General features: G+C 66.4%; 18 protein-coding genes. 9 read left to right on the forward strand and 9 right to left on the reverse strand.

What is annotated here, in order from left to right; translation table 11 throughout:
* Positions 1-2 precede the first annotated feature (2 nt).
* Complete coding sequence (locus DQP58_RS08800) at positions 3-1,244, reverse strand: phosphoglycerate kinase (RefSeq protein WP_112708040.1); 1,242 nt, start codon at positions 1,242-1,244, stop codon at positions 3-5.
* Between the two features lie 3 nt (positions 1,245-1,247).
* A complete protein-coding gene (gene gap / locus DQP58_RS08805; protein ID WP_066864516.1) occupies positions 1,248-2,267 on the reverse strand; it encodes a type I glyceraldehyde-3-phosphate dehydrogenase in 1,020 nt (339 codons plus the stop codon).
* Positions 2,268-2,645: 378 nt separating this feature from the next.
* Here gap and DQP58_RS08810 point away from each other — a divergent pair, with 378 nt between their 5' ends.
* The 5 genes from DQP58_RS08810 to DQP58_RS27080 all read left to right on the forward strand — a co-directional run bounded on the left by DQP58_RS08810 (position 2,646) and on the right by DQP58_RS27080 (position 7,069).
* The gene (locus DQP58_RS08810) at positions 2,646-3,389 is read left to right on the forward strand and encodes a TetR/AcrR family transcriptional regulator (protein WP_112708041.1); all 744 of its coding nucleotides are present in this window, start codon (positions 2,646-2,648) and stop codon (positions 3,387-3,389) included.
* 6 nt (positions 3,390-3,395) lie between these two features.
* Positions 3,396-4,571 (forward strand): N(5)-(carboxyethyl)ornithine synthase, encoded by a 1,176-nt coding sequence (locus DQP58_RS08815; RefSeq protein WP_112708042.1) that lies wholly within the window; start codon positions 3,396-3,398, stop codon positions 4,569-4,571.
* Positions 4,572-4,607: 36 nt separating this feature from the next.
* Complete coding sequence (locus DQP58_RS08820; RefSeq protein WP_112708043.1) at positions 4,608-4,790, forward strand: DUF6307 family protein; 183 nt, start codon at positions 4,608-4,610, stop codon at positions 4,788-4,790.
* Positions 4,791-5,123: 333 nt separating this feature from the next.
* Complete coding sequence (locus DQP58_RS08825; RefSeq protein WP_240629672.1) at positions 5,124-6,617, forward strand: wax ester/triacylglycerol synthase family O-acyltransferase; 1,494 nt, start codon at positions 5,124-5,126, stop codon at positions 6,615-6,617.
* A 71-nt stretch (positions 6,618-6,688) separates the two neighbouring features.
* Positions 6,689-7,069, forward strand: a complete 381-nt coding sequence (locus DQP58_RS27080) for an HPF/RaiA family ribosome-associated protein (RefSeq protein WP_240629674.1) — start codon at positions 6,689-6,691, stop codon at positions 7,067-7,069.
* A 161-nt stretch (positions 7,070-7,230) separates the two neighbouring features.
* Here the strand turns inward: DQP58_RS27080 and DQP58_RS08835 are convergent, their stop codons facing one another.
* The 3 genes from DQP58_RS08835 to DQP58_RS08845 all read right to left on the reverse strand — a co-directional run bounded on the left by DQP58_RS08835 (position 7,231) and on the right by DQP58_RS08845 (position 11,022).
* A complete protein-coding gene (locus DQP58_RS08835) occupies positions 7,231-8,658 on the reverse strand; it encodes a phytoene desaturase family protein (RefSeq protein WP_112708044.1) in 1,428 nt (475 codons plus the stop codon).
* Positions 8,651-10,405: a DUF3556 domain-containing protein gene (locus DQP58_RS08840; RefSeq protein WP_112708045.1), complete on the reverse strand. Its 1,755-nt coding sequence runs from the start codon at positions 10,403-10,405 to the stop codon at positions 8,651-8,653. The genes DQP58_RS08835 and DQP58_RS08840 overlap by 8 nt, the downstream gene beginning before the upstream one ends.
* Positions 10,406-10,554: 149 nt before the next feature.
* Positions 10,555-11,022: a hypothetical protein gene (locus tag DQP58_RS08845; protein WP_240629677.1), complete on the reverse strand. Its 468-nt coding sequence runs from the start codon at positions 11,020-11,022 to the stop codon at positions 10,555-10,557.
* Positions 11,023-11,200: 178 nt separating this feature from the next.
* Between DQP58_RS08845 and DQP58_RS08850 the strand changes: the two genes are divergently transcribed.
* The 4 genes from DQP58_RS08850 to DQP58_RS08865 all read left to right on the forward strand — a co-directional run bounded on the left by DQP58_RS08850 (position 11,201) and on the right by DQP58_RS08865 (position 15,897).
* Positions 11,201-12,010 (forward strand): lysophospholipid acyltransferase family protein, encoded by an 810-nt coding sequence (locus tag DQP58_RS08850; RefSeq protein ID WP_112708046.1) that lies wholly within the window; start codon positions 11,201-11,203, stop codon positions 12,008-12,010.
* Positions 12,011-12,013: 3 nt separating this feature from the next.
* A complete protein-coding gene (gene fadD12 / locus DQP58_RS08855) occupies positions 12,014-13,645 on the forward strand; it encodes an acyl-CoA ligase FadD12 (protein ID WP_112708047.1) in 1,632 nt (543 codons plus the stop codon).
* Positions 13,645-14,916 carry an alpha/beta hydrolase gene (locus tag DQP58_RS08860; RefSeq protein WP_112708048.1) on the forward strand — a complete coding sequence of 424 codons (1,272 nt, stop codon included), beginning with the start codon at positions 13,645-13,647 and terminating at the stop codon, positions 14,914-14,916. The genes fadD12 and DQP58_RS08860 overlap by 1 nt, the downstream gene beginning before the upstream one ends.
* A 135-nt stretch (positions 14,917-15,051) precedes the next feature.
* The gene (locus DQP58_RS08865) at positions 15,052-15,897 is read left to right on the forward strand and encodes a DUF559 domain-containing protein (protein WP_112708049.1); all 846 of its coding nucleotides are present in this window, start codon (positions 15,052-15,054) and stop codon (positions 15,895-15,897) included.
* Positions 15,898-15,949: 52 nt separating this feature from the next.
* Here the strand turns inward: DQP58_RS08865 and DQP58_RS08870 are convergent, their stop codons facing one another.
* The 4 genes from DQP58_RS08870 to DQP58_RS08885 all read right to left on the reverse strand — a co-directional run.
* Complete coding sequence (locus DQP58_RS08870; protein WP_112708058.1) at positions 15,950-17,344, reverse strand: WS/DGAT/MGAT family O-acyltransferase; 1,395 nt, start codon at positions 17,342-17,344, stop codon at positions 15,950-15,952.
* A 164-nt stretch (positions 17,345-17,508) separates the two neighbouring features.
* Positions 17,509-18,462 carry a PPE family protein gene (locus tag DQP58_RS08875; protein ID WP_112708050.1) on the reverse strand — a complete coding sequence of 318 codons (954 nt, stop codon included), beginning with the start codon at positions 18,460-18,462 and terminating at the stop codon, positions 17,509-17,511.
* Between the two features lie 95 nt (positions 18,463-18,557).
* Complete coding sequence (locus DQP58_RS08880) at positions 18,558-18,911, reverse strand: DUF732 domain-containing protein (RefSeq protein ID WP_112708051.1); 354 nt, start codon at positions 18,909-18,911, stop codon at positions 18,558-18,560.
* Between the two features lie 78 nt (positions 18,912-18,989).
* A partial coding sequence (locus DQP58_RS08885; RefSeq protein ID WP_133259351.1) for a PPE family protein, SVP subgroup occupies positions 18,990-20,000 on the reverse strand: 1,011 nt, incomplete at its 5' end.

Here is a 20,000-nt window from a genome sequence, read left to right on the forward strand (position 1 = left end):
TTCTAGTTGTGGTCGGGCTGGGGTCGACTCAACACCTCGATACCCGGAAGCGTCTTGCCCTCAAGGTATTCCAGCGACGCTCCCCCACCGGTCGAGATGTGCGAGAAGTCGGCCTCCGGGATGCCCAGTGCGCGCACCGCGGCCGCGGAGTCCCCGCCGCCCACCACGCTGAACGCGCCCTTGCCGGTGGCCGCGGCGATCGCCTCGGCGACGCCCTTGGTGCCCGCGGCGAAGGCCGGGAACTCGAACACCCCCATCGGCCCGTTCCAGAACACGGTTTCGGCGTTGGACAGCAACGTGGTGAACCGTTTGACCGAGCCCGGGCCGATGTCCAGGCCCATCACGTCGTCCGGGATGGCGTCGGCCGCGACGGTCTGCGGTGTCGCGTCGGCGGCGAACTTGTCGCCCACCACGATGTCCACCGGCAGCCGCAGCACGTCGACATAGGTGTCCAGCAGCCCGCGGCAGGTGTCCACCATCTCGGTCTCCAGCAGCGACTTGCCGACCGAGAAACCTTGCGCGGCAAGGAAAGTGAAGCACATGCCGCCGCCGATGACGATGCTGTCGGCCTTGGTGGCCAGCGATTCGATGACACCGAGCTTGTCGGACACCTTCGACCCGCCGAGCACCACCGCGTAGGGGCGTTTGGTGGAGCTGGTCAACTGCTCCAGCACGGCGATCTCCTCGGCCACCAGCGTGCCGGCGTAGTGCGGCAGCAGGGTGGCGATGTCGTACACCGACGCCTGCTTGCGGTGCACAACGCCGAAGCCGTCGGAGACGAAAGCCCCTGTCGGGCCGACCAATTCGGCCAGCTGGCGGGCCAGCGCCAGGCGCTCGCCGTCGTACTTGCTGGTTTCGCGGCTATCGAAACGGATGTTCTCCAGCAGCAGGACGTCGCCGTCGGTCAGACCCTCGGCGCGGGCCAAGGCGTCGGTGCCCACGACGTCGCCGGCCAGCTGGACGTGCCGGCCGAGTTGCTCACCGAGTGCGGTGGCAACGGGCGCCAGCGACAGCTTCGGGTCGGCTCCGTCCTTGGGCCGGCCGAGGTGCGCGGTGATCACCACCTTGGCGCCCGCCTCGACCAACGCCTTCAGCGTCGGCACCGAGGCGGTGATGCGGCCGGCGTCGGTGATCTTCCCTTGCGAACCAGACCAGTCCAGCGGCACGTTCAGGTCGGAGCGCACCAGCACGCCGCGTCCGGAAACCCCCTCGGCGAGAAGGTCTTTCAGAGTGTGGACGGCCACGGTTTACAGCGACTTGCCGACCAGGGCGACCAGGTCGACGAGGCGGTTGGAGTAGCCCCATTCGTTGTCGTACCAGGAGACGACCTTGGCCTGGTTGTCGATCACCTTGGTCAGACCGGAGTCGAAGATCGAGCTGTGCGGGTCGGTGACGATGTCGCTGGAGACGATCGGGGCGTCGTAGTACTTCAGGATGCCCTTGAGCTTGCCTTCGGCCGCGGCCTTGAACGCGGCGTTGATGTCCTCGGCGCTGACCGACTTGGACAGCTCGGCGGTGAGGTCGGTGACCGAGCCGGTGGGGATCGGCACCCGCAGCGCGTACCCGTCCAGCTTGCCCTTCAGTTCCGGCAGCACCAGGCCGATGGCCTTGGCCGCGCCGGTGGAGGTCGGCACGATGTTCAGCGCGGCGGCGCGGGCCCGGCGCAGGTCCTTGTGCGGCCCGTCCTGCAGGTTCTGGTCTTGGGTGTAGGCGTGGATGGTGGTCATCAGGCCCTTGACGATGCCAAACTCGTCGTTGAGGACCTTGGCCAGCGGCCCCAGGCAGTTCGTGGTGCACGACGCGTTGGAGATGATGTTCTGGCTGCCGTCGTACTTGTCGTCGTTGACGCCCAGCACGATGGTGATGTCCTCGTCGGTGGCGGGCGCGGAAATGATCACCTTCTTGGCGCCGGCGTCCAGGTGCCCCTTGGCCTTGGCGGCGTTGGTGAAGATGCCGGTGGACTCGACGACGACGTCGACGCCCAGGTCGCCCCAGGGCAGCGCCGCCGGGCCTTCCTTGACCTCGAGCGCCTTGATCTTCTTGTTGCCGACGACGATGGTGTCGTCACCCTCGAGGCTGACGTCGTGCGGCAGCCGGCCCAGGATGGAGTCGAATTTCAGCAGGTGCGCCAGGCTGGCGTTGTCGGTGAGGTCGTTGACCGCGACCACCTCGATATCAGCGGTACCCTGCTCCTGTTGAGCCAGCAAGGCCCGGTAGAAGTTCCGCCCGATGCGACCGAAGCCGTTGATACCTACTCGGACCGTCACTTGTCTCTCCTCTATCTTTCCTGGGTCGTCGGTTGCATGTCTCGTCCATGTCCGCCGGACACTGCCTGTGGTCAGCCTAGATCAGCGACACGCGCGGTTGCCGCGCCGGTAAGGTCGTGGACCATCGCCTTTGCAGGCTGCCCGTCCGTGGACGCCATCACATGTGCGCAACATCACCCGGACCAGCGGTTGCGGGTCCGGCCCAGCTTTGTCCGGGCCGGCCCCATGTGTCCAGCCTGAAATTTCCGGGTGGAAGCCCCGTCGGCCCGATGCACACACTTCCCACGCTGCACGTCAACAACGTTGACCTACGGCGTTAGACTAGGGTGGCAGAACTGTAGACACATCGCAGACACCTAGCAGAAGGGGACGCCCACGATGGCGAAGCAACCGACAGTCGCCGCCGATGGACTCGAGTCGTCGGTCGCCAACCGGGCAGAACACGGCCCGGTCAGCCGGTCGGTGGTTTTGCAGTGTGCGTTGCGATTGGTCGATCGTGACGGTGCGGATGGATTGTCGATGCGGCGTCTGAGTGAGGCGGTGGGCCGGGATCCGACGGTGATCTATCGGCATGTGCCGAATAAGGCGGCGCTGCTCGACGGGATCGCCGAGATCGTGTTGGGCCAATTGCGGGTGGACACTGCGGACCCGGACTGGGCCGGGCAGCTGCGTGCGGTGGCGCATGATTTCCGCCGACTGGCCCTCGAGCACCCGAATGTGGTGCCGCTGTTGGTCACTCGGCCACTAGCCACGCCGCTGGGGCAGCGGCCCCCGGGCATGCTACGGCCACTGGAGGACGTCGTCGCGCTGCTCACGGCCGTCGGCTTCAGCGGCGTCGACGCGTTACACATCTACCGGGTGCTCTTCGGCTATCTGTATGGCCACATCCTCACCGAGCTGCAGGAGGTCGTCGAACGACCCGAGGAGTCCGATGACGTGTTGCGCCTTGGGTTGCACCGACTGGCGATCACCGAGTTCCCTCAGGTGCGTGCGCTGGCTACAGCGCTCGGCTGCTACGACGGTGCAGCCGAACTCGACCGCGCTCTGGATGTGTTGTTCATCGGTCTGGCCGCCACCGTGCCGGCGCCGAGACGCTCTGCCCGCAAACGCGTCAGGAAGTAGGCCGGCATGGGTCAATTGCGTCTCGGTGTCATCGGCGCGACTTGCAAGGAGAACGAGCGCCGGCTGCCGATCCACCCGCGCCATTTCGACCGGATAGATGCCGACGTTCGCGCAGACATCTACCTCGAAGCGGGCTATGGGAAGTATTTTGGCGTCGCCGATACGCAGCTGTCGGGTTGGGTGGCCGGAATCCGTTCCCGTGAGCAATTGATCGCCGAGTGCGACGTCATTCTGCTACTTAAGCCCCACGCCCGTGATCTGGCCGAGCTTCGTGACGGCCAGGCGCTGTGGGGCTGGCCGCACTGCGTGCAAGATGAGGAGTTGACGCAGCGCGCCATCGACGGTCGACACACGCTGATCGCGTTCGAGTCAATGAACCTGTGGAGTCGCAACGGTTCATTCAAATTGCATGTATTTCATAAAAACAACGAGATCGCGGGTTACTGCTCGGTGCTGCATGCCATGTCTATCGTCGGTTGGTCAGGCACCTACGGTCGCCGGTTGCGGGCCGTCGTCATCGGCTTCGGCGCCACCGCGCGAGGCGCGGTGACTGCGTTGAACGCGCAGGGGGTGCACGACATCAACGTCCTCACCAACCGCAGCGTGACCGAAGTAGCCTCCCCGATTCATCCGGCCCGGATCGTCCACTTCGCTCAGGACCCGAACTCTCTCGACGGTTCGACGGAGCCTTTCGTGTCCACCCAGGGAGGCAGAGCGCCGCTCGCCGGATTCCTTGCCCGGCACGACATCATCGTCAACTGCGTGTTGCAGGACACCAACGCACCGCTGCTCTTTTTGGGCGACGCCGACCTCGCCGCACTACGCCCGAACAGCCTTATAATTGACGTATCTTGTGATGAGACAATGGGTTTCAGCTGGGCGCGTCCTACCTCGTTTGCGCGGCCGACATTCTCCGTCGGGGCGAACGTCACCTACTACGCGGTCGATCACAGCCCGTCCTACTTGTGGGATTCGGCGACCTGGGAGATCAGCGAGGCGTTACTCCCCTACCTGCGGACCGTGGTCGCCGGGCCTGAGAGGTGGCACGCCGATCAGACGGTGCGTCGGGCGATCGAGATCCTCGACGGGACTGTATTGAATCCAAACATCCTGTCCTTCCAAAATCGACGTACTGAATATCCGCATGCTCGTCGCGCGCGCGGCGGCCGACAATCGGCGTAAGCTCATCGCTATCGAGCAGCTCGGTCGCGAGCGAACATGCTCGACTACAAAGGAATTTCGATGACTCCGCTCACATCGGCCCGTACTCCCTACGATATTCGTCTCCAGCTCGTCACGGACACCATCAGCGCGCACTCCAAGCTGGGCGATGACGCGGCAGTCAAGCTCGCGGTGCATGTTTTGGCTGCACTGAACTCGATACCCGAAAGGGTGCGCTAGCAACGGCACGGCCCGTTCAACACCCAACGGCCGCAAGGGTTCCCGTTGTTGGGCGTTTCTTTCGTCCGCTGATCCCGACATGGATGCGCCACACTGTGCGAGCGATACTTTTCCACGCCGGGTGTCAACGCTGTTGACCTACGTCGATGCCAACAGTGTAGGCTGACCGAAGTACCGTCGGCACGAACTGCATGGCATGCCGGCGATCACGAATCACCTTGCGGCTACGCGCTTGGACCGTCACTGCTCAGAGCAACGGGAAGATTCGCCGGCAAGCTTTGAGCTGACAACTCGGATATACGGATATACGGATGGAGCAGCATGATGCAACGATTGACCGGCCTGGACGGTGTCACGCTGCACGGTGAAACGTCCGTAATGCCCACCCACGTGACGGCAGTGTTGTTTTGCGGCCCCGAGGCGCAGGGCGAAACGACCGCCGCGGCGATTTACAAGCTGCTGGCTGAGCGCACTGCGGCGATACCAGACTTTCGGCAGCGCCTGCTCACCAGAGCTTTCGGATTGGGTCAGCCGTCATGGATCGAGGACCCCGCGTTCGATGTCCACAACCATCTGCATTGCGTCCGGCTGGCCGAACCCGGCACTACGCACGAGTTGACCACACTCATCGGTGAACTGCATGCGCAGCCCCTGGACCGCCGCCGCCCGCTATGGGACGCCTGGGTCGTGCAGGGCCTCGCCGACGGCAGACTCGTCGTGTTGATCAAGTTCTCCCACGCCATGACCGATGGGGTGGGCGCAGTGACGTCGATGCTGCCTGAACTGATGACTGTTGATGCCCAGACCGAATTTGCAGCAGCACCCGCGCGGACCCGGGCCACGATGCCAGGCGCGGCCGCGAGGGTATGGGACGCGATCGACGAGGTCGCGGCCAACACCGCCGTGGGCGTCCGGATCGCCGTCAGGTTGGGTCCCGTCGCGGTGAAGTCGGCGATAGCAACCGCGCTGGGATCGGTACGCCAGCTCCTCCCGGGTGTCGATCCGCGATGCCCCGATGGTGGGGATGTTGGAGAGGACGAGAATTCGCCGCGAACACAGCTGAACGCACCGCTCACCGGGCGACGCAGCGTTGCCTTCGCCGCGTTGGCCATGGACGACCTGCGGGCCATCACCGCAGCGTTCGATGTCACTGTCAACGATGTTTTCCTGACCGCAACGGCATCGGCGCTGCGCCGATGGTTGGCAACCCACGACACGGTGCCCAGTCGCCCGCTGCGCACCATGATGCCTATCTCGACACGAGGTAGCGATGGCGACGCGTCTAATAGTTGGTCACCGGTGCTCGTCAAATTGCCGGTCGATCTGGCCGATCCGACACAACAGCTGGCCAGCATTCACGACGCGACCTCCAGGATCAAGGACGGGCGACGCGCGGTGCCGCCCGTCAACCTCGCCGATGTCATAGATCTCGTCCCACCCGTGGTCATCGCCCTGGCGATGGGTGTGTACACCGGCCTGAGACTGTCGCGATTCCACTCGCCGGTCGCCCATGTCATCACGTCCAACGTTCCGGGCCCCAGCGACGAAATCTATTGCGCCGGAGCGCATGTGCTGGGTATTCACGCGCTGGCCCCGCTGTTTGAGGGCTCCAATCTCAACATCACCGCCGTATCCTATGACGGCACCCTGACCGTGGGCATCGTCGCGTGCCCCGACAACGTGGATGACGTCGCATCGGTCGCTAGCGCCATCGAAGACGTGGTCGATGAACTGAAAATTGCCGCCGACAAAAAGTCCGGCCGGAGCGCGGGCTTGTCTCACTTCCGCGAGTCGGAAACCACCATGAATCGCACTGCCACAACGTAATCGCGGACGGTGAAGCAGGATGGCGCGATAATCAAGACCCGCGAAACCCTAACACCCGGAATGAGGCCACAATGAGGAACTCTGACCACGCAAAGCGAAAGACATTCCGCGAGAATGTGATCCACGTGGGTGTGGGCTTCCTTGCCAAGGAGCGTCGGCACGTTACACAAACGTTGTCCACGCTCGAGGCGCAGCTAGGCAGATGGGATCCTGACGATGTGGACATCGAAGTCACCCTGCAGGACCGCGGCGGCAAGGAACAGCGCATCACGTTGCGTACAACCCTGCCCGGCCATCCACTACTCGTCGCGGTCGCGGAAAATCCGGACATCACCCGTGCTCTGTGCGATGCAAAGCGCGAATTGACACGGCAACTGGAACACCAGAAGTCCACACACGATCCGATGAACAATCGCCGCCTTCGGCGCGCGACCATCCGCCATCCGGACTAGCTCCAACCTTTCGACGTCGTCCGGCACGCAAGGAAAGTCGCGCGCTCGGGTGCTCCGGAGCCCAGTGGATTCATCGCGATCACGCCCGGCCATCTGTCCATCACCACAAGAGGCTCGCCCCTCGGCGCAATCCCCGATACCGCACGGTGGGGATGGCGCCGTCAGTCACGGCCACGCTTGCGCAGCCACCCCAGCGCCGCCGTGGCGGCGTAGTAGCCACAGAGGCCGTGGATGCCGGCTCCCGGCGGCGTTGATTGCGAGCACAGGTAGACGCCGGGCACGCCGGTCGCGTACGGATTGACCGAGACGCGCGGCCGCAGGATGACCTGGAGCCCGTCGTTGGCGCCGCCGATGATGTCGCCGCCGATGTAGTTGGGGTTGTAGGCCGCCAGGTCGGCGGTGCCGGTGCTCACCGTCGCGACGATGCGGTCGCGGAAGCCCGGGGCGAACCGCTCGATCTGGTCGGTGATGATCTCGGTGGCGTCGCCGGTGTAGCCGAACGGCACGTGGGCGTAGGCATAGATCGGATTGATATTGCCCGCCGAGCGCGACGGGTCGGCCAGATACTGCTGTCCGAGGATGATGAACGGCCGCCGGTACATCCGTCCTTGCGCCCGCTCGCGTTCGCTGTGTGCGACCTCGGCGAAGGTCCCGCCCAGATGCACGGTGCCGGCGTGAGCGCAGTCGGAACTGGTCCACGGAATGTCACCCTCGACGGCGTAATCGACCTTGAATGCCGACGAGCCCTGGCGGTACCGCTCATACGATCGCTTGATCCGCGCGGGCATGACGTCGCCGTAGATCTGCAGTGCCGCGGCGGGAGTCAGGTCGAGCATGACGATGTCGGCGTCGGGAATGTCGTTGCGGCTGGTCACGGTGACGCCAGTGGTGATCGCGGCGCCGTATTCGTCCAGCACGGCTGCCAGCGCCGCGATGATTGACCCCGATCCGCCCTCAGCCACCGGCCAGCCGTAGTGGTGCCCGCTGGCCATGAACATCAGCGCCATCGCGGCCGTCAGCGGCCGGTCCAGCCGGGTGTAGGCGTGCGCGGCCTGGCCGCCGTACAGCGCTCGTACGCGCTCGGTGCGAAACCACCGAGCCATCACCGTGGCCGGCAGCATCGCGCGCGGTCCGAAGGCAGCGAGCCGGATGGGGTGATGCGGAACATGCAGTACCGGGCGCATCAGGTCTTGGCACAGCTCGTCGAAGCCGGCGGCGAGATCGCCCACGGCGAGCCGCCACCGCCGTCCGTCGGAGCCCATCTCGGCCACGGTTCGGTCGATCGACCGATACAGCAACGCCGCAGTGCCGTCGTCCAGCGGATGCGCGCAGTCGACCTCCGGCCATTTCCAGGTCAGCCCGTATCGATCCAGGCCGATTTCATCCCAGAACGGTGAGCCCACTGCCATCGGATGCGCCGCCGCGCAGACGTCGTGGGTCACCCCGGGCACCGTCAACTCGGCCGAGCGCGCTCCCCCGCCGACCGTCTCGCGCGCCTCCAGCACCTGCACGTCGACGCCGTCGCGGGCGAGCCGGATGGCCGCGGCCAGGCCGTTGGGCCCGGCGCCGACGACGACCGCCCTAGTCACGGGCGGTCATGACGTGCACGGGGTAGTCGTCACCGGGCTCGGGCCAGGGCTGGCGGCGCAGCATGTCCGTGACGTCGACGTAGCCCTCTTCGACGAGGCCGGTCTTGGCGTCGACGATGCGGTAGGCCTGCGTCTGGCGTTGGATCGGTTGTGCTTCCAGGATGATCACCCGCACCTCGCCCTGGTCGAAGCCGCAGCGCCGCTGCACGGCGGCCAGCAGCTGTTCGTTGTGCAGGTGGCCTTCGCCGAAGTTCCACCCGATCAGCGGACCGGCGATGATTTCGCCGTCGCGCAGCAGGTAGTCGGCCTCGTCGGCGCCGTCGGGCAGGGCGCGGGACACCAGCCCGCCCAGCGCCCGGCCGTGGGTGTGCATGGACCGCCACCCCATCAGCTTGTCGATCATGAGCTCGGCGGTCTGCGGATCATAAAGGCGGGCAAGCTGATTGGTTGCCAGCGCCGACGCCTTGGTGATGTTCGCCTCGATCTTGTCCTCGGCGCCCTTGCGCAGGCACCAGGTGCTGGTGGCCCAGTTGCCCGCGTAGTAGCGCATCGCCGGCAGGAACGAAACCTGTTGCGGGAACATGTTTCCCACGATTGGCACCACCGCCAGCGCGACGATCAGGATGATCAGCAGCGGCGGTGAACTCAGGCCGGTGGCCGTGACACCGGCGTAATGGCCGAACAAATAGAACAGCGAAAAGATGAAGAAAACGTTCCACTCCAACGGAACCCCCATCGGAATGGTGGACGTGATGTTGAGGTGGAACAGCACCATGAAGGCGATCAGAAACCACGCCCACCGGTGACCGTCGGCGAAGAACACCAGGACCAGCGGAACCAGAAATTCGGCCGTCGTCCCGCCGACATGGGCCATGACCTTCGGTATCCACGACGGCCGCAGGTCGTTGACCGGGTCGAGGTAGAGCCGTCGCTTGAACCAGTTGAACGCCCGGCTGCGCAACAGTGGGCTGTTGCTCATCATGACCGCCACGACGTACGGAAAGTGGTGGTTGAGCTTGGAAGTCGCCGCGCCCCACCACAGCGCCAGCATGATGATCTTGAAGGCGGCGATCTGGTCGGTGAACCCGAAGAAGAACACCAGCAGCGTCAGGCCGTAATGCTCGCCGCGCGCCGCCAGGAAGACGGTCTTGTCCCGCAGCCCCAGCAGTGCGAGCGCGACGATCGCAGGTACCACCAGCCGGGGATCGATCAGGCCCACGTCGCCGGCCGAGGTGACCGGCCCGCCCCGCCCGGGTGAGAGCAGCGCCCAGACGCCGGAGCCCAGCACGACGAGATACAGCGCCACATCGGCCACCGTTCGGCTGTCGCCGCGGGTGAACGGCACCTTGTCCGGCCAGGCCGGCAGCCGAATGGTGTTGGGCCGCAACCAATACAGGAACCCGCCGAACGGCGGCCAGAACCGCGCGGTCAGCGGCCCCGATCCGCAGCCCAGGCCCAGGATCTCGAACAGCAGCGTGAAGATGACCAGCTTCTGGTAGACGATCGGCTGCGTCCACCAGTCGGTGAGGTGGCCCAGCCCGCCCAGCCCCGGCGTCAAGGAGATCACCGCGGCGGCGCCGGCGGCGTACCCGGCGATCTTGAAGAGGTAGAACAGGTAGACCGCGTACGGCGAACCGAAACCGTGTTCGACCCAATGGCGGGTCATGATCTGGCGCCTCGTCGAACGCGGCAGGCTGAGCCACGTCTGCGGGTCGACGTCGGGAAACTCCGGAGCCATGAATCCCATGGGCGGCCTCGTTCCTGTCTAGAAACCAGCTGGCCCATTGAATGTATCGGCAGCCTACGCGGGTGTGCCGACATGTGTGCCTCAGTGTGCTGGGCGCCGACCACCCGGTCGATGGTCTTACGATCAGAACTGTTGTGCGAGGCGATGATTCAGCGAACCGCGGACCGGCGAGCCGCGGGGCCTGCCTGCGGCGAGACGGCACCCGGCGTCCCGCGGACGAATCGGCGGCGAAGTTTGTCGATCAGCGCGTCCAGGGTCCGCCGATCTTGCTCGGCGATGCGCGCCAGGCGGCGGTAGTTCGCCACGGCGTCGAGGTCGCCCTTGGCTTGCGCGGTGCCGATTTTGCGGAGGTACTCGTCGATGCGCTGATCGATGAGGCCGCGCCGGCTGGCGAGCAGGCGCACGTAGTAATCGGCCTGCAGCTCGTCCGCGGTGTCCGGTCCGGCGAGGGCACCGGCGGCGGGCGCGGGCCGTGGAGGTTCCTGAGCTTGGCGGGCGGATTCCGCGCGGACCGCGGCGGTGTGGACGCGGCGTCCGCGCCGGTCCCGGGCGCCGGCCGATCTGTGGGTGGCGCCTGCGGGGGCGCCACGCTCGTGAGACAGACCGGCTACGTCCATCGGGTCCCCTTTTACTCGAGGATTACTTAGGGCGCCGTAACAATAGCGCCCACACCCGGCCCACACCATATGCCCGGTTCCGCAAAGCCGAAACACCATGACAGCGGGGGAACCCCGGTCGCTACCATCGAGGGACTCGACTGGCGAAGCGGCCTCGTGCGGGGGTCAAGGAGGGAACGTGACCGACAGCGGCAACCCCGACGGCGGGGATATCGGCAAATTCGACCCCGGCTTAACGCAGCGGCTGATGGCGGTGATGCGCCCGGTTCTGAAGGCCTACTTCCGGTCGGAGGTGCACGGACTGGAGGCGTTCCCGCCCGGCGGAGCCCTGGTGGTCGGCAACCATTCCGGCGGCATGTTCCCAATGGACGTTCCGATCTTCAGCGTCCACTTCTACGACAAGCTCGGCTACGACCGGCCGGTCTACACGCTGAGCCACGACATCCTGATGACCGGACCCACCGCGGAGTTCTTCCGGCGCACCGGATACATCAGGGCCAATCGGGAGAATGCCGCCGCGGCGCTGCGCTCGGGCGGGGTGGTGATCGTGTTCCCCGGCGGCGACTACGACGCCTACCGGCCCACCCTGTCGGAGAACGTCATCGACTTCAACGGCCGCAAGGGCTACATCCGCACGGCGATCGATGCCGGCGTCCCGATCGTGCCGGCGGTGTCCATCGGCGGGCAGGAGACCCAGCTCTATTTGACCCGCGGCACCTGGCTGGCCGAGCGGCTGGGCATTAAACGCTTGCTGCGCAGCGCGATTCTGCCGTTGTCGTTCGGCTTCCCGTTCGGCCTGAGCGCCGTCATCCCGCCGAACCTGCCGCTGCCCACCAAGATCGTGACGCAGGTGCTGCCGCCCATCGACATCGCCAAGCAGTTCGGTGACGATCCGGACGTGGACGAGGTCGACGAGCATGTGCGGTCGGTGATGCAGGACGCCCTGACCGAGCTCGCCGCCAAGCGTCGCTTCCCGATCCTGGGCTGAGCCATGGCGAATCCACTGAGCGAGACCCTGGGCCTGGTCAGCACGCTGAGCCGCGCCGGCATGATCGCGCCGATGCGGCCCGACCGCTACTTCAGGATGGCGGCGGCCATGCGCCGCGAAGGCATGGGCATGACGGTGGGCTTCGCCAGTGCGGCGCAGCGCTGCCCGGACCGTCCCGGCCTGATCGACGAACTCGGCACGCTGACCTGGCGCGAGCTCGACGACCGGATCAACGCGTTCGGCGCCGCGCTGCAACACTTGCCCGCGGGTCAGCCGAAAGTCGTGGGCATCATGTGCCGCAACCACCGCGGCTTCGTGGAGGCGGTGGTGGCCACCAACCGGATCGGCTCCGACGTCGTGCTGCTCAACACGTCGTTCGCCGGGCCCGCGCTGGCCGAGGTGGTCAACCGCGAGGGCGTCGACGCCGTGGTCTACGACGAGGAATTCACCCCGACCGTGGACCGCGCGCTGGCCGACAGGCCGGATGCCAGTCGCATCGTGGCCTGGACCGACGGGCAACACGAGCTCACCGTCGAGAAGCTGATCGCCGAGCACGGCGGGCAACGACCCCAGCGGTCGGGCCGCAAGGGCAGGATGATCCTGCTCACCTCCGGCACCACCGGAACACCCAAGGGCGCCAACCAAACCGGTGGTAACGCCGGAATCGGCACGCTCAAGGCGATTTTGGACCGCACGCCGTGGCGGGCCGAGGAGAAGATCGTGATCGTGGCGCCGATGTTCCACGCCTGGGGCTTCTCCCAGTTGATCTTCGCCGCGTCCATGGCCTGCACGGTGATCACCCGGCGCAAGTTCGACCCCGAGGCCACGCTGGATCTCATCGACCGGCATCAGGCGACCGGGCTCGCCGTGGTGCCGGTGATGTTCGACCGCATCATGGAGCTGCCCGCCGAGGTGCGCCGCCGCTACAGCGGCCGGTCCCTGCGATTCGCCGCGGCGTCGGGTTCGCGGATGCGACCGGACGTGGTCATCGCGTTCATGGACGCGTTCGGGGACGTGATCTACAACAACTACAACGCCACCGAGGCCGGCATGATCGCGACCGCCACCCCGCAGGACCTGCGGGCCGCACCCGACACCGCGGGCCGACCAGCCGGCGGGACCGAAATCCGGATCCTGGACCCTGAATTCAACGAGCTGCCCACCGGTGAGGTCGGCAGCATCTACGTGCGCAACAACACCCAGTTCGAGGGCTACACCTCGGGGAGCACCAAGGACTTTCACGCCGGGTTCATGTCGTCGGGCGACGTGGGATACCTCGACGAGGCGGGGCGCCTGTTCGTCGTCGGCCGCGATGACGAAATGATCGTCTCCGGCGGCGAGAACGTGTACCCGATCGAGGTGGAGAAGACGCTGGCGGCACACCCCGACGTGGCGGAGGCGGCGGTGATCGGCGTGGACGACGAACAATACGGGCAGCGGCTGGCGGCCTTCGTGGTGCTCGAGCCCGGCGCAGGGCTCGACGCGGGCGCCGCGCCCGAGGCGCTCAAGCAGCACGTGCGGGAGAACCTGGCCAACTACAAGATTCCGCGCGAGATCACGGTGCTGAACGAACTCCCCCGCGGCAGCACCGGCAAGATCCTGCGTGCCGATTTGCAAGCGCGGGTGACCGGCTGATGCGGCTCGCCCGGACCCTGCGGAAACCCCGACCAGTCACGCGGGCCGCGCTCGAATTGGCCAACGCCGCCAACGGATTACGCCCGCTGGCCCGCAAGGGTTACAGCACCGTCCTGGTCTTCTGGTTCGGCTGGCCGGCCTCCGAGGTGCCGGGCGTGTATTTCTCCGCCTCGCTGCTCGATGCGCTGCGCCGGGGGCGCCGCGGTGATTTCGCGGGACGGCGCGGCAAGGCCGCGCTGGCCCTGACGGCGACGTCCTGGGCCATCCTCGGCGTGATCAAGTACCGCGGCGTCACCACCCCGGGCCCGGTGCTGGAGGCCGGGCTGCGCGAGGAACTCGGCGACGACTACGAAGAGGCGCTGACCAAGCTGCCCCAGACGGAGCCGCGGCGCAGCGGGCGGCGCGTGCTGCCGCTGGGCAACACCGTGGCGCGCCGCCGGTACGTCGAGAAGACGAACGTGGTGTCCTACGGTCCACACGGCCGCGCGAACCTCGCCGACATCTGGCGCCGCCACGACCTGCCGCGCGACGGCAAGGCGCCGGTGCTGCTGCAGGTGCCCGGCGGCGCCTGGGTGATCGGAATGCGCCGCCCCCAGGCCTATCCGCTGATGAGCCACCTGGCCGCGCGCGGCTGGGTGTGCGTGTCGATCGGCTACCGGGTATCGCCGCGGCACACCTGGCCCGACCACATCGTCGACGTCAAACGTGCGTTGGCCTGGGTCAAGGAGAACATCTCCCGCTACGGCGGGGATCCCAACTTCGTGGCGATCACCGGCGGATCCGCGGGCGGTCATTTGTGTTCGCTGGCGGCGCTGACGCCTAACGATCCGAAGTTCCAGCCCGGCTTCGAGGACGCCGACACCGCGGTGGTGGCCGCGGTGCCGGTGTACGGGCGCTACGACTGGTTCTCCACCGAGGGCGAGGGCCGGCGCGAATTCGTGGACCTGCTCCAAAAGTTCGTCGTCAAAAAGAAATTCGCCACCCACCGCGACATTTACGTCGATGCCTCACCGATCCGGCGGCTGCGCGCCGACGCGCCGCCGTTCTTCGTGTTGCACGGCCACGACGATTCACTCATCCCGGTCGGTGAGGCCGAGGAGTTCGTCGAGGAACTGCGCGCGGTATCCAAGAACCCGGTCGCCTATGCCGAATTACCGCACGCCCAGCATGCTTTCGACATCTTCAGCTCGCCGCGGGCGCATCGGTCCGCGGAGGCCGTAGCGCGATTCCTGTCGTGGGTGTACGCGACGAACCCGCCCGAGCGCGACTGAGAGGGCTCTGGTTAGGAGCGCCGAGCCTCGCGCCGGCGTGACGCTGGTGCGCGAGCGTCACGCCGGCGTGACTGCTTGTGGATAGACGGCTGCGAGTGACCTGACGCTTTCCGCACTTTGTGCGACGCTGCCGCGATGGCGCAGCCATTCATCGGCAGCGAGGCCGTCGCGAACGGAGAGGTCGTCAAGAGTGCTCTGCGCACGAGCTACGTGAAGTTGTTGCGCGATGTTTATGTCAGCCCCGATGCCGAGCTGACCCCACTGCTTCGCGCACGCGCGGGGTGGCTGTGGTCGCGCCGGCGAGGCATTGTTGCCGGAATCTCGGCTGCGGCTGTTCATGGTGCCGAATGGGTGGACGTCACCGCCCCGCTGGAGCTTCTCCATGGCAACAGAAACCCGTCGCCGGGATTGCGAATCCACAGCGACCGGATAGAAGACGACGAATTGATCCTGATCGACGGTGTACCCGTGACAACACCGGCCCGAACTGCTGTCGACTTGGGATGCTGGTATCCGCTTGATGAGGCCGTGCCCTTGATCGACGACCTGCTGCGCACCACTGACTGCAAGATAGCCGAAATCCAGCTGCTCGCCGAGCGGTATCCGGGCCGGCGCGGAATTCAATTGGCACGCAACGCAATCGGTCTCGCTGATGCCGGCGCGCAGTCGCCGAGGGAAACGTGGGTGCGACTTCTGCTGACACGGGCGGGCTTGCCCCGAGCGCGAACGCAGATCCCGGTCAGCGACGAGTTCGGCGACGTAACGTATTACCTCGATATGGGTTGGGAGGATCTCAAGGTCGCTGTGGAGTATGACGGCGAGCAGCATCGGCAGAATCGCCGGCAATACACATGGGATGTCAGGCGGCGCGAAACCCTCGAGCGCTTGGGTTGGATCGTCGTTCGAGTCGTCGCGGGGGATAGACCCGCCGAGATAATCAGCCGGGTACGAGGCGCCTTGGCGCGGCGAGTGTCACGCTAGCGCGACGCTCGCGTGCGGCGATCACGCTAGCGTGACGCTCGGCCAAAGTGCACTAGTCATTCTCCCGCGCGGCGGCCTTCTCCAGGTCGGTCAACGCCGGCTCGATCCGATCGGCCATGTCGTCGATGTCGTTGGCCACCTCGGGCGTCGTCACGAAGCCGAAGTCCAGGTAGTCCTGGTAGGAGAAGCAGGTGATGTTGAGCGCGACGTCCATCACGGGCGGCCCCAGCGGCACCAGCGAATCCAGTTTGGCGCCAGCCATATACAACGGGAACGGCGGTCCGGGGACGTTCGAGACGACCAGGTTGATGGGGGCCAGGTTTCGCGACAGCCCGCTGGCGGTGTAGGCCCGCGCGGCCAGCTGGAGCAGCCCGGGCGGCGTGGTCTCGGTCAGCCCCATGATCTGATGCGCCGACAATGCCTTGGCCATCAGCTTGGCATTCTGGGTGCTTTCGTGAATGGCCCGCAGCCGCTCGCCCGGGTCTTCGACATCGGTGGCCAGCGAGACGGTCATGGAACTGACCTTGTTGCCGACATCGTCCCTGTCGTTTTCGGTGCGCGTCGAGACCGGGATCTGCGCGATGAGCGGCTTGGCGGGCAGCTCGCCGCGTTTCTGTAGATAGTCGCGGGCGGCGCCGGCCACCAGGGCCAGCACGACGTCGTTGAGCTTGACGCCGTAGGCGTCCTTGACGACTTTGGCGCGGGCAAGTTCGACGCGGCACCCGGTGATGCGCCGATGCGGCGAGACCGGCGCGTTGAAACGGGTTTTGGGCGCCTCGAAGTAGCCCGGCGGTTTGCTGCGCACACCCAGGCTGGCGATCTGCTGGCGCACGGTCTGCTCCATCAGTCGCGCGATGCGGAACGGCGTCTTGACGCCCACGTTGATCAGGGCGCCCACGGCGCGCCGCTCCAGTCCGGGCAGCTTAAATCCCACCAGCGATCCGACCGTTTCCCGTTGCGGCGCACGCGGTTCCGGCGTGGTGTCCAGCAGTATTTCACCGAGTCCGGCGCCCGAGACCCCGTCGACGATGGCGTGGTGCATCTTGGTCAGCGTGGCGATCCGGCCGCCCTCCACGCCCTCGATCACCCACATTTCCCACAGCGGCCGGGAGCGATCCAGCTTGTAGGACATCAGCCGCCCGACCAGCTCCTCGAGCTCGCGGCGACCGCCCGGCGCGGGAACCCCGATGCGGCGGACGTGGAAGTCGACATCGAGCTCCTCGTCCTCGACGAACCACGGCCGGTCCAGTCCCAGCGGCGCGCCGGTGACCCGCCACCGCAACTGCGGGACCTCGGGCAGGCGCTCGATCAGTAATTGACGGAGACGTTGAAAGCTGTACTCGGAGCATTCCTTCGGGTCGCAGATCGCCAGCGCCCCCACGTGCATGTGCCAGCCCGCGGTTTCTGCTGACCAAAACGCCGCGTCGACACTCGAAAGCCGTCTCATCACCTGACCGTAGCCCCCCAACCCCCGTCGCGACCAGCAATGGCAAACAAACTACCCGCCGGCTCGGCGCAGGAAGCGTCGGCGTGGCTACCAGGTCAACGCGGCTACCCGCGGGCACCCGTCTGCGACAACATATTTGTCCGTCCGGGTGCCGGGCGGGTGGCTCATTGGCTTCGATCGACCGGAGTCGCGGGCGAACTGGGCGACGTCGGGCTCGGCATCGATCGGGTCCATGCCCGTGGGACCGACAAGATCCCGATCGCCGCGCCGCGCCCGACGCTCACCCTGGGCGCCGCGTGATTCGTGCCGCCCCCCGGCGAGCACATGACCGCGGCCCTGCACAGGGCTGCGGTCTTATTGAGGGAACTCAGGTGTTTGAGCGCGAAGTCCACCGGTGCCGACAACGAACTCAACTTGGACAGCGGCGCCGTTGCCGACAACAGGGAGGTATCGAAGGTGGCCAGCGGCGAGCTGGACAGCGCGCCGAGCGCTTCGGAGATGGTTGAGATCACTAGTCGGCCAGTCGTTATGACCTCCGGTGCGACGGTCAGAGTCCAGTTGCGAGACGGTGGGGTGACCCCCACGGACTCGGTGGGGTCGGCGGCGGGCGGCGGCGAATCGAACGTTGTCAGCTTCCAGACGCCGGCCGAGGCGCGGGCGTAGGCATACATGGCGGCGGCGTCCTGCGCCCACATCCGTTCGTAATCGGCGTCGGCGTCGGCGACCGCCGGACTGAGCTGGCCCAGACAGTTCGCCGCGGCCAGCGTGATCCGCCGCAACCGGTTGGCGTCGATCACATGGGGCGCCACCACCGCCGCAAGCGCCAAGCCGTAGGCGCCCGCGGCCGCGGTCGCCTGACTGGCCGTCTGCCGGGCCTGCGCGGCGGTGGCGTCGAGCCACGCCAGATAGGGCGCGACGGCTCGGGTGATCGGCGCAGTCGACGCGCTCTGCCCGCCCAGTTCCAGCTCGGCGATCACCGCCCGGTAGGTCAGCGCCATGTCAGCGAGTTGAGCGCCCAGCACACCCCAGGCGTTGGCGGCGTCCATCATTGATCCGGCGCCGGGGCCCGAATGCATCCGCCCCGAATTGCTTTCCGGCGGAAGGGTACCGAAATCCATCACTGGCCCCAGTTCAATGGCGGGCGAACGGTGGTGCAACATCAGGCTTTTCTCTTCGGGGGTGATGGATATGCGGCGGCGGTTGGTGTTGGTGATCAGCCGCCGCCTTTAGCGCCTTCGGCGGACTCGAGTTGACGTGGGCAGTACGACTTCGCCGATATCGTCGCGAACTGGGCGGCGCCGTTGGTGGTCAGCGCGGGGTTGTTGTCCCGCAGGTCGTTGAGGAGCTGAAGGCCGGAGACGCCACGAGAGATCAATCCGCACACCGCTTTTCCGGCAGCGACGGCTTGGTCCGGATTCGTAAAACTGATCCCCACCTTGTGGAGGTCGGCGATGAAGACCTCGTTGTTCTCGTCGGCGGCCGCCTCGTCCTCTCCCGGGACGGCGTGTGCGGGTACCGCGGCGACGATGCCCAGCGCTACACCGAGAAGCGCTAGCAGCAGTTTCATACATCCTCCTTCGATGCTCTGTGGCGGTTTGCCGATTGATCCGGCCCACTGGGACGAAATTCGTTGCACCGCAACGCACTACCCCAGTTTCGATTCGGTTGATCCGACCGCGACTTCCTCTCCGTCCGTCACATGCACGGCGTGCACGCCCGGCGTTGTCCTGAGCTTGGCGACCAGGTCGTCGAGGCCGGCCTCGTCGACGTTCCAGTGCTGCACCTGGTCGGGCATCTCCTGCAGTTGGGCGATGATGCGGTCGAGCTTGACCGGTCCCTGCCGGCGCTCGCCGATGATCGCGCGGGCCTGAATGCCCGTGGTGCTGACGACGCGCGATGCCGGGCTGCCCAGCGCGCCGCCCGCCAGACTGCCCAGGGTCGCCTCGTTTACCAGGCCCGACAAATCTGTCGCCGCGGCCGCGGCCAGGCTGGTGCCCGGTAGCGCGGTTGAGGCCAGCCTGATCGCCGGGGCGGCCGTCGCCCAGCTGGCCGGCACCGACAGCTTGCCCACTGTTGGCGCATTGCCCAGCACGGCCGATACGGGCTTTGCCGCGATGCCGGCGGCGATGTGGCCGGGCGACGCCAGCCCGGCGCCCAGCGACGTTTTGGCCATCGCGGCGCTCCACGGCGCATAGATGAAGAAGTTCTTCCACTGCGAGACGCCAAGGCTGATGGTGGCATTGACGACGTTGGTCCACGTCGCCTGAGTGCCGATCTGCGAAATGCTCGAATACAGCGTCTCCCAGAACGGTGCTATCTCCGTGCTCCCCGTGGCGCCCCCGATCAAGTTCTGCCAGAACTGGGTGTATTGACCGGTGAGCGAGGTGATGTAGGCCTCGATCTCTTTCAGCCAGGACGACAGCGACGTCGACTCCGCCGCGGCAGCCGCGGCCGCCTGGGTCGCCGGTCCGGCGTCGTTGGTGGTGGCCGGCGCCTGCTCGAACGGCGTCAGCTCGCCGGCCGATTCCGAGGCGGCGGCATAACTGAACATGGCGGCGACGTCTTGGGCCCACATCTGGCCGTACTCGTCCTCGGTCGCCGCGATCGCCGCGTCGTTCTGCCCCAAGATGTTGGTCTGCAACAGTGTGGCGAGCAG

Origin of the sequence: Mycobacterium colombiense, assembly GCF_003284975.1 — a bacterium.
Taxonomy (GTDB): Bacteria; Actinomycetota; Actinomycetes; order Mycobacteriales; family Mycobacteriaceae; genus Mycobacterium; species Mycobacterium europaeum_A.

What these genes read in the sequence shown, in the direction of transcription:
- DQP58_RS08840 (WP_112708045.1), bottom strand. Translation starts at nt 10,405, where the DNA reads ATGGGATTCATGGCTCCGGAGTTTCCCGACGTCGACCCGCAGACGTGG.
- DQP58_RS08845 (WP_240629677.1), bottom strand. Translation starts at nt 11,022, where the DNA reads ATGGACGTAGCCGGTCTGTCTCACGAGCGTGGCGCCCCCGCAGGCGCC.
- DQP58_RS08865 (WP_112708049.1), top strand. Translation starts at nt 15,052, where the DNA reads ATGGCGCAGCCATTCATCGGCAGCGAGGCCGTCGCGAACGGAGAGGTC.
- DQP58_RS27080 (WP_240629674.1), top strand. Translation starts at nt 6,689, where the DNA reads ATGAGGAACTCTGACCACGCAAAGCGAAAGACATTCCGCGAGAATGTG.
- DQP58_RS08880 (WP_112708051.1), bottom strand. Translation starts at nt 18,911, where the DNA reads ATGAAACTGCTGCTAGCGCTTCTCGGTGTAGCGCTGGGCATCGTCGCC.
- DQP58_RS08815 (WP_112708042.1), top strand. Translation starts at nt 3,396, where the DNA reads ATGGGTCAATTGCGTCTCGGTGTCATCGGCGCGACTTGCAAGGAGAAC.
- DQP58_RS08810 (WP_112708041.1), top strand. Translation starts at nt 2,646, where the DNA reads ATGGCGAAGCAACCGACAGTCGCCGCCGATGGACTCGAGTCGTCGGTC.
- fadD12 (WP_112708047.1), top strand. Translation starts at nt 12,014, where the DNA reads ATGGCGAATCCACTGAGCGAGACCCTGGGCCTGGTCAGCACGCTGAGC.
- DQP58_RS08875 (WP_112708050.1), bottom strand. Translation starts at nt 18,462, where the DNA reads ATGGATTTCGGTACCCTTCCGCCGGAAAGCAATTCGGGGCGGATGCAT.
- DQP58_RS08870 (WP_112708058.1), bottom strand. Translation starts at nt 17,344, where the DNA reads ATGAGACGGCTTTCGAGTGTCGACGCGGCGTTTTGGTCAGCAGAAACC.
- DQP58_RS08820 (WP_112708043.1), top strand. Translation starts at nt 4,608, where the DNA reads ATGCTCGACTACAAAGGAATTTCGATGACTCCGCTCACATCGGCCCGT.
- DQP58_RS08860 (WP_112708048.1), top strand. Translation starts at nt 13,645, where the DNA reads ATGCGGCTCGCCCGGACCCTGCGGAAACCCCGACCAGTCACGCGGGCC.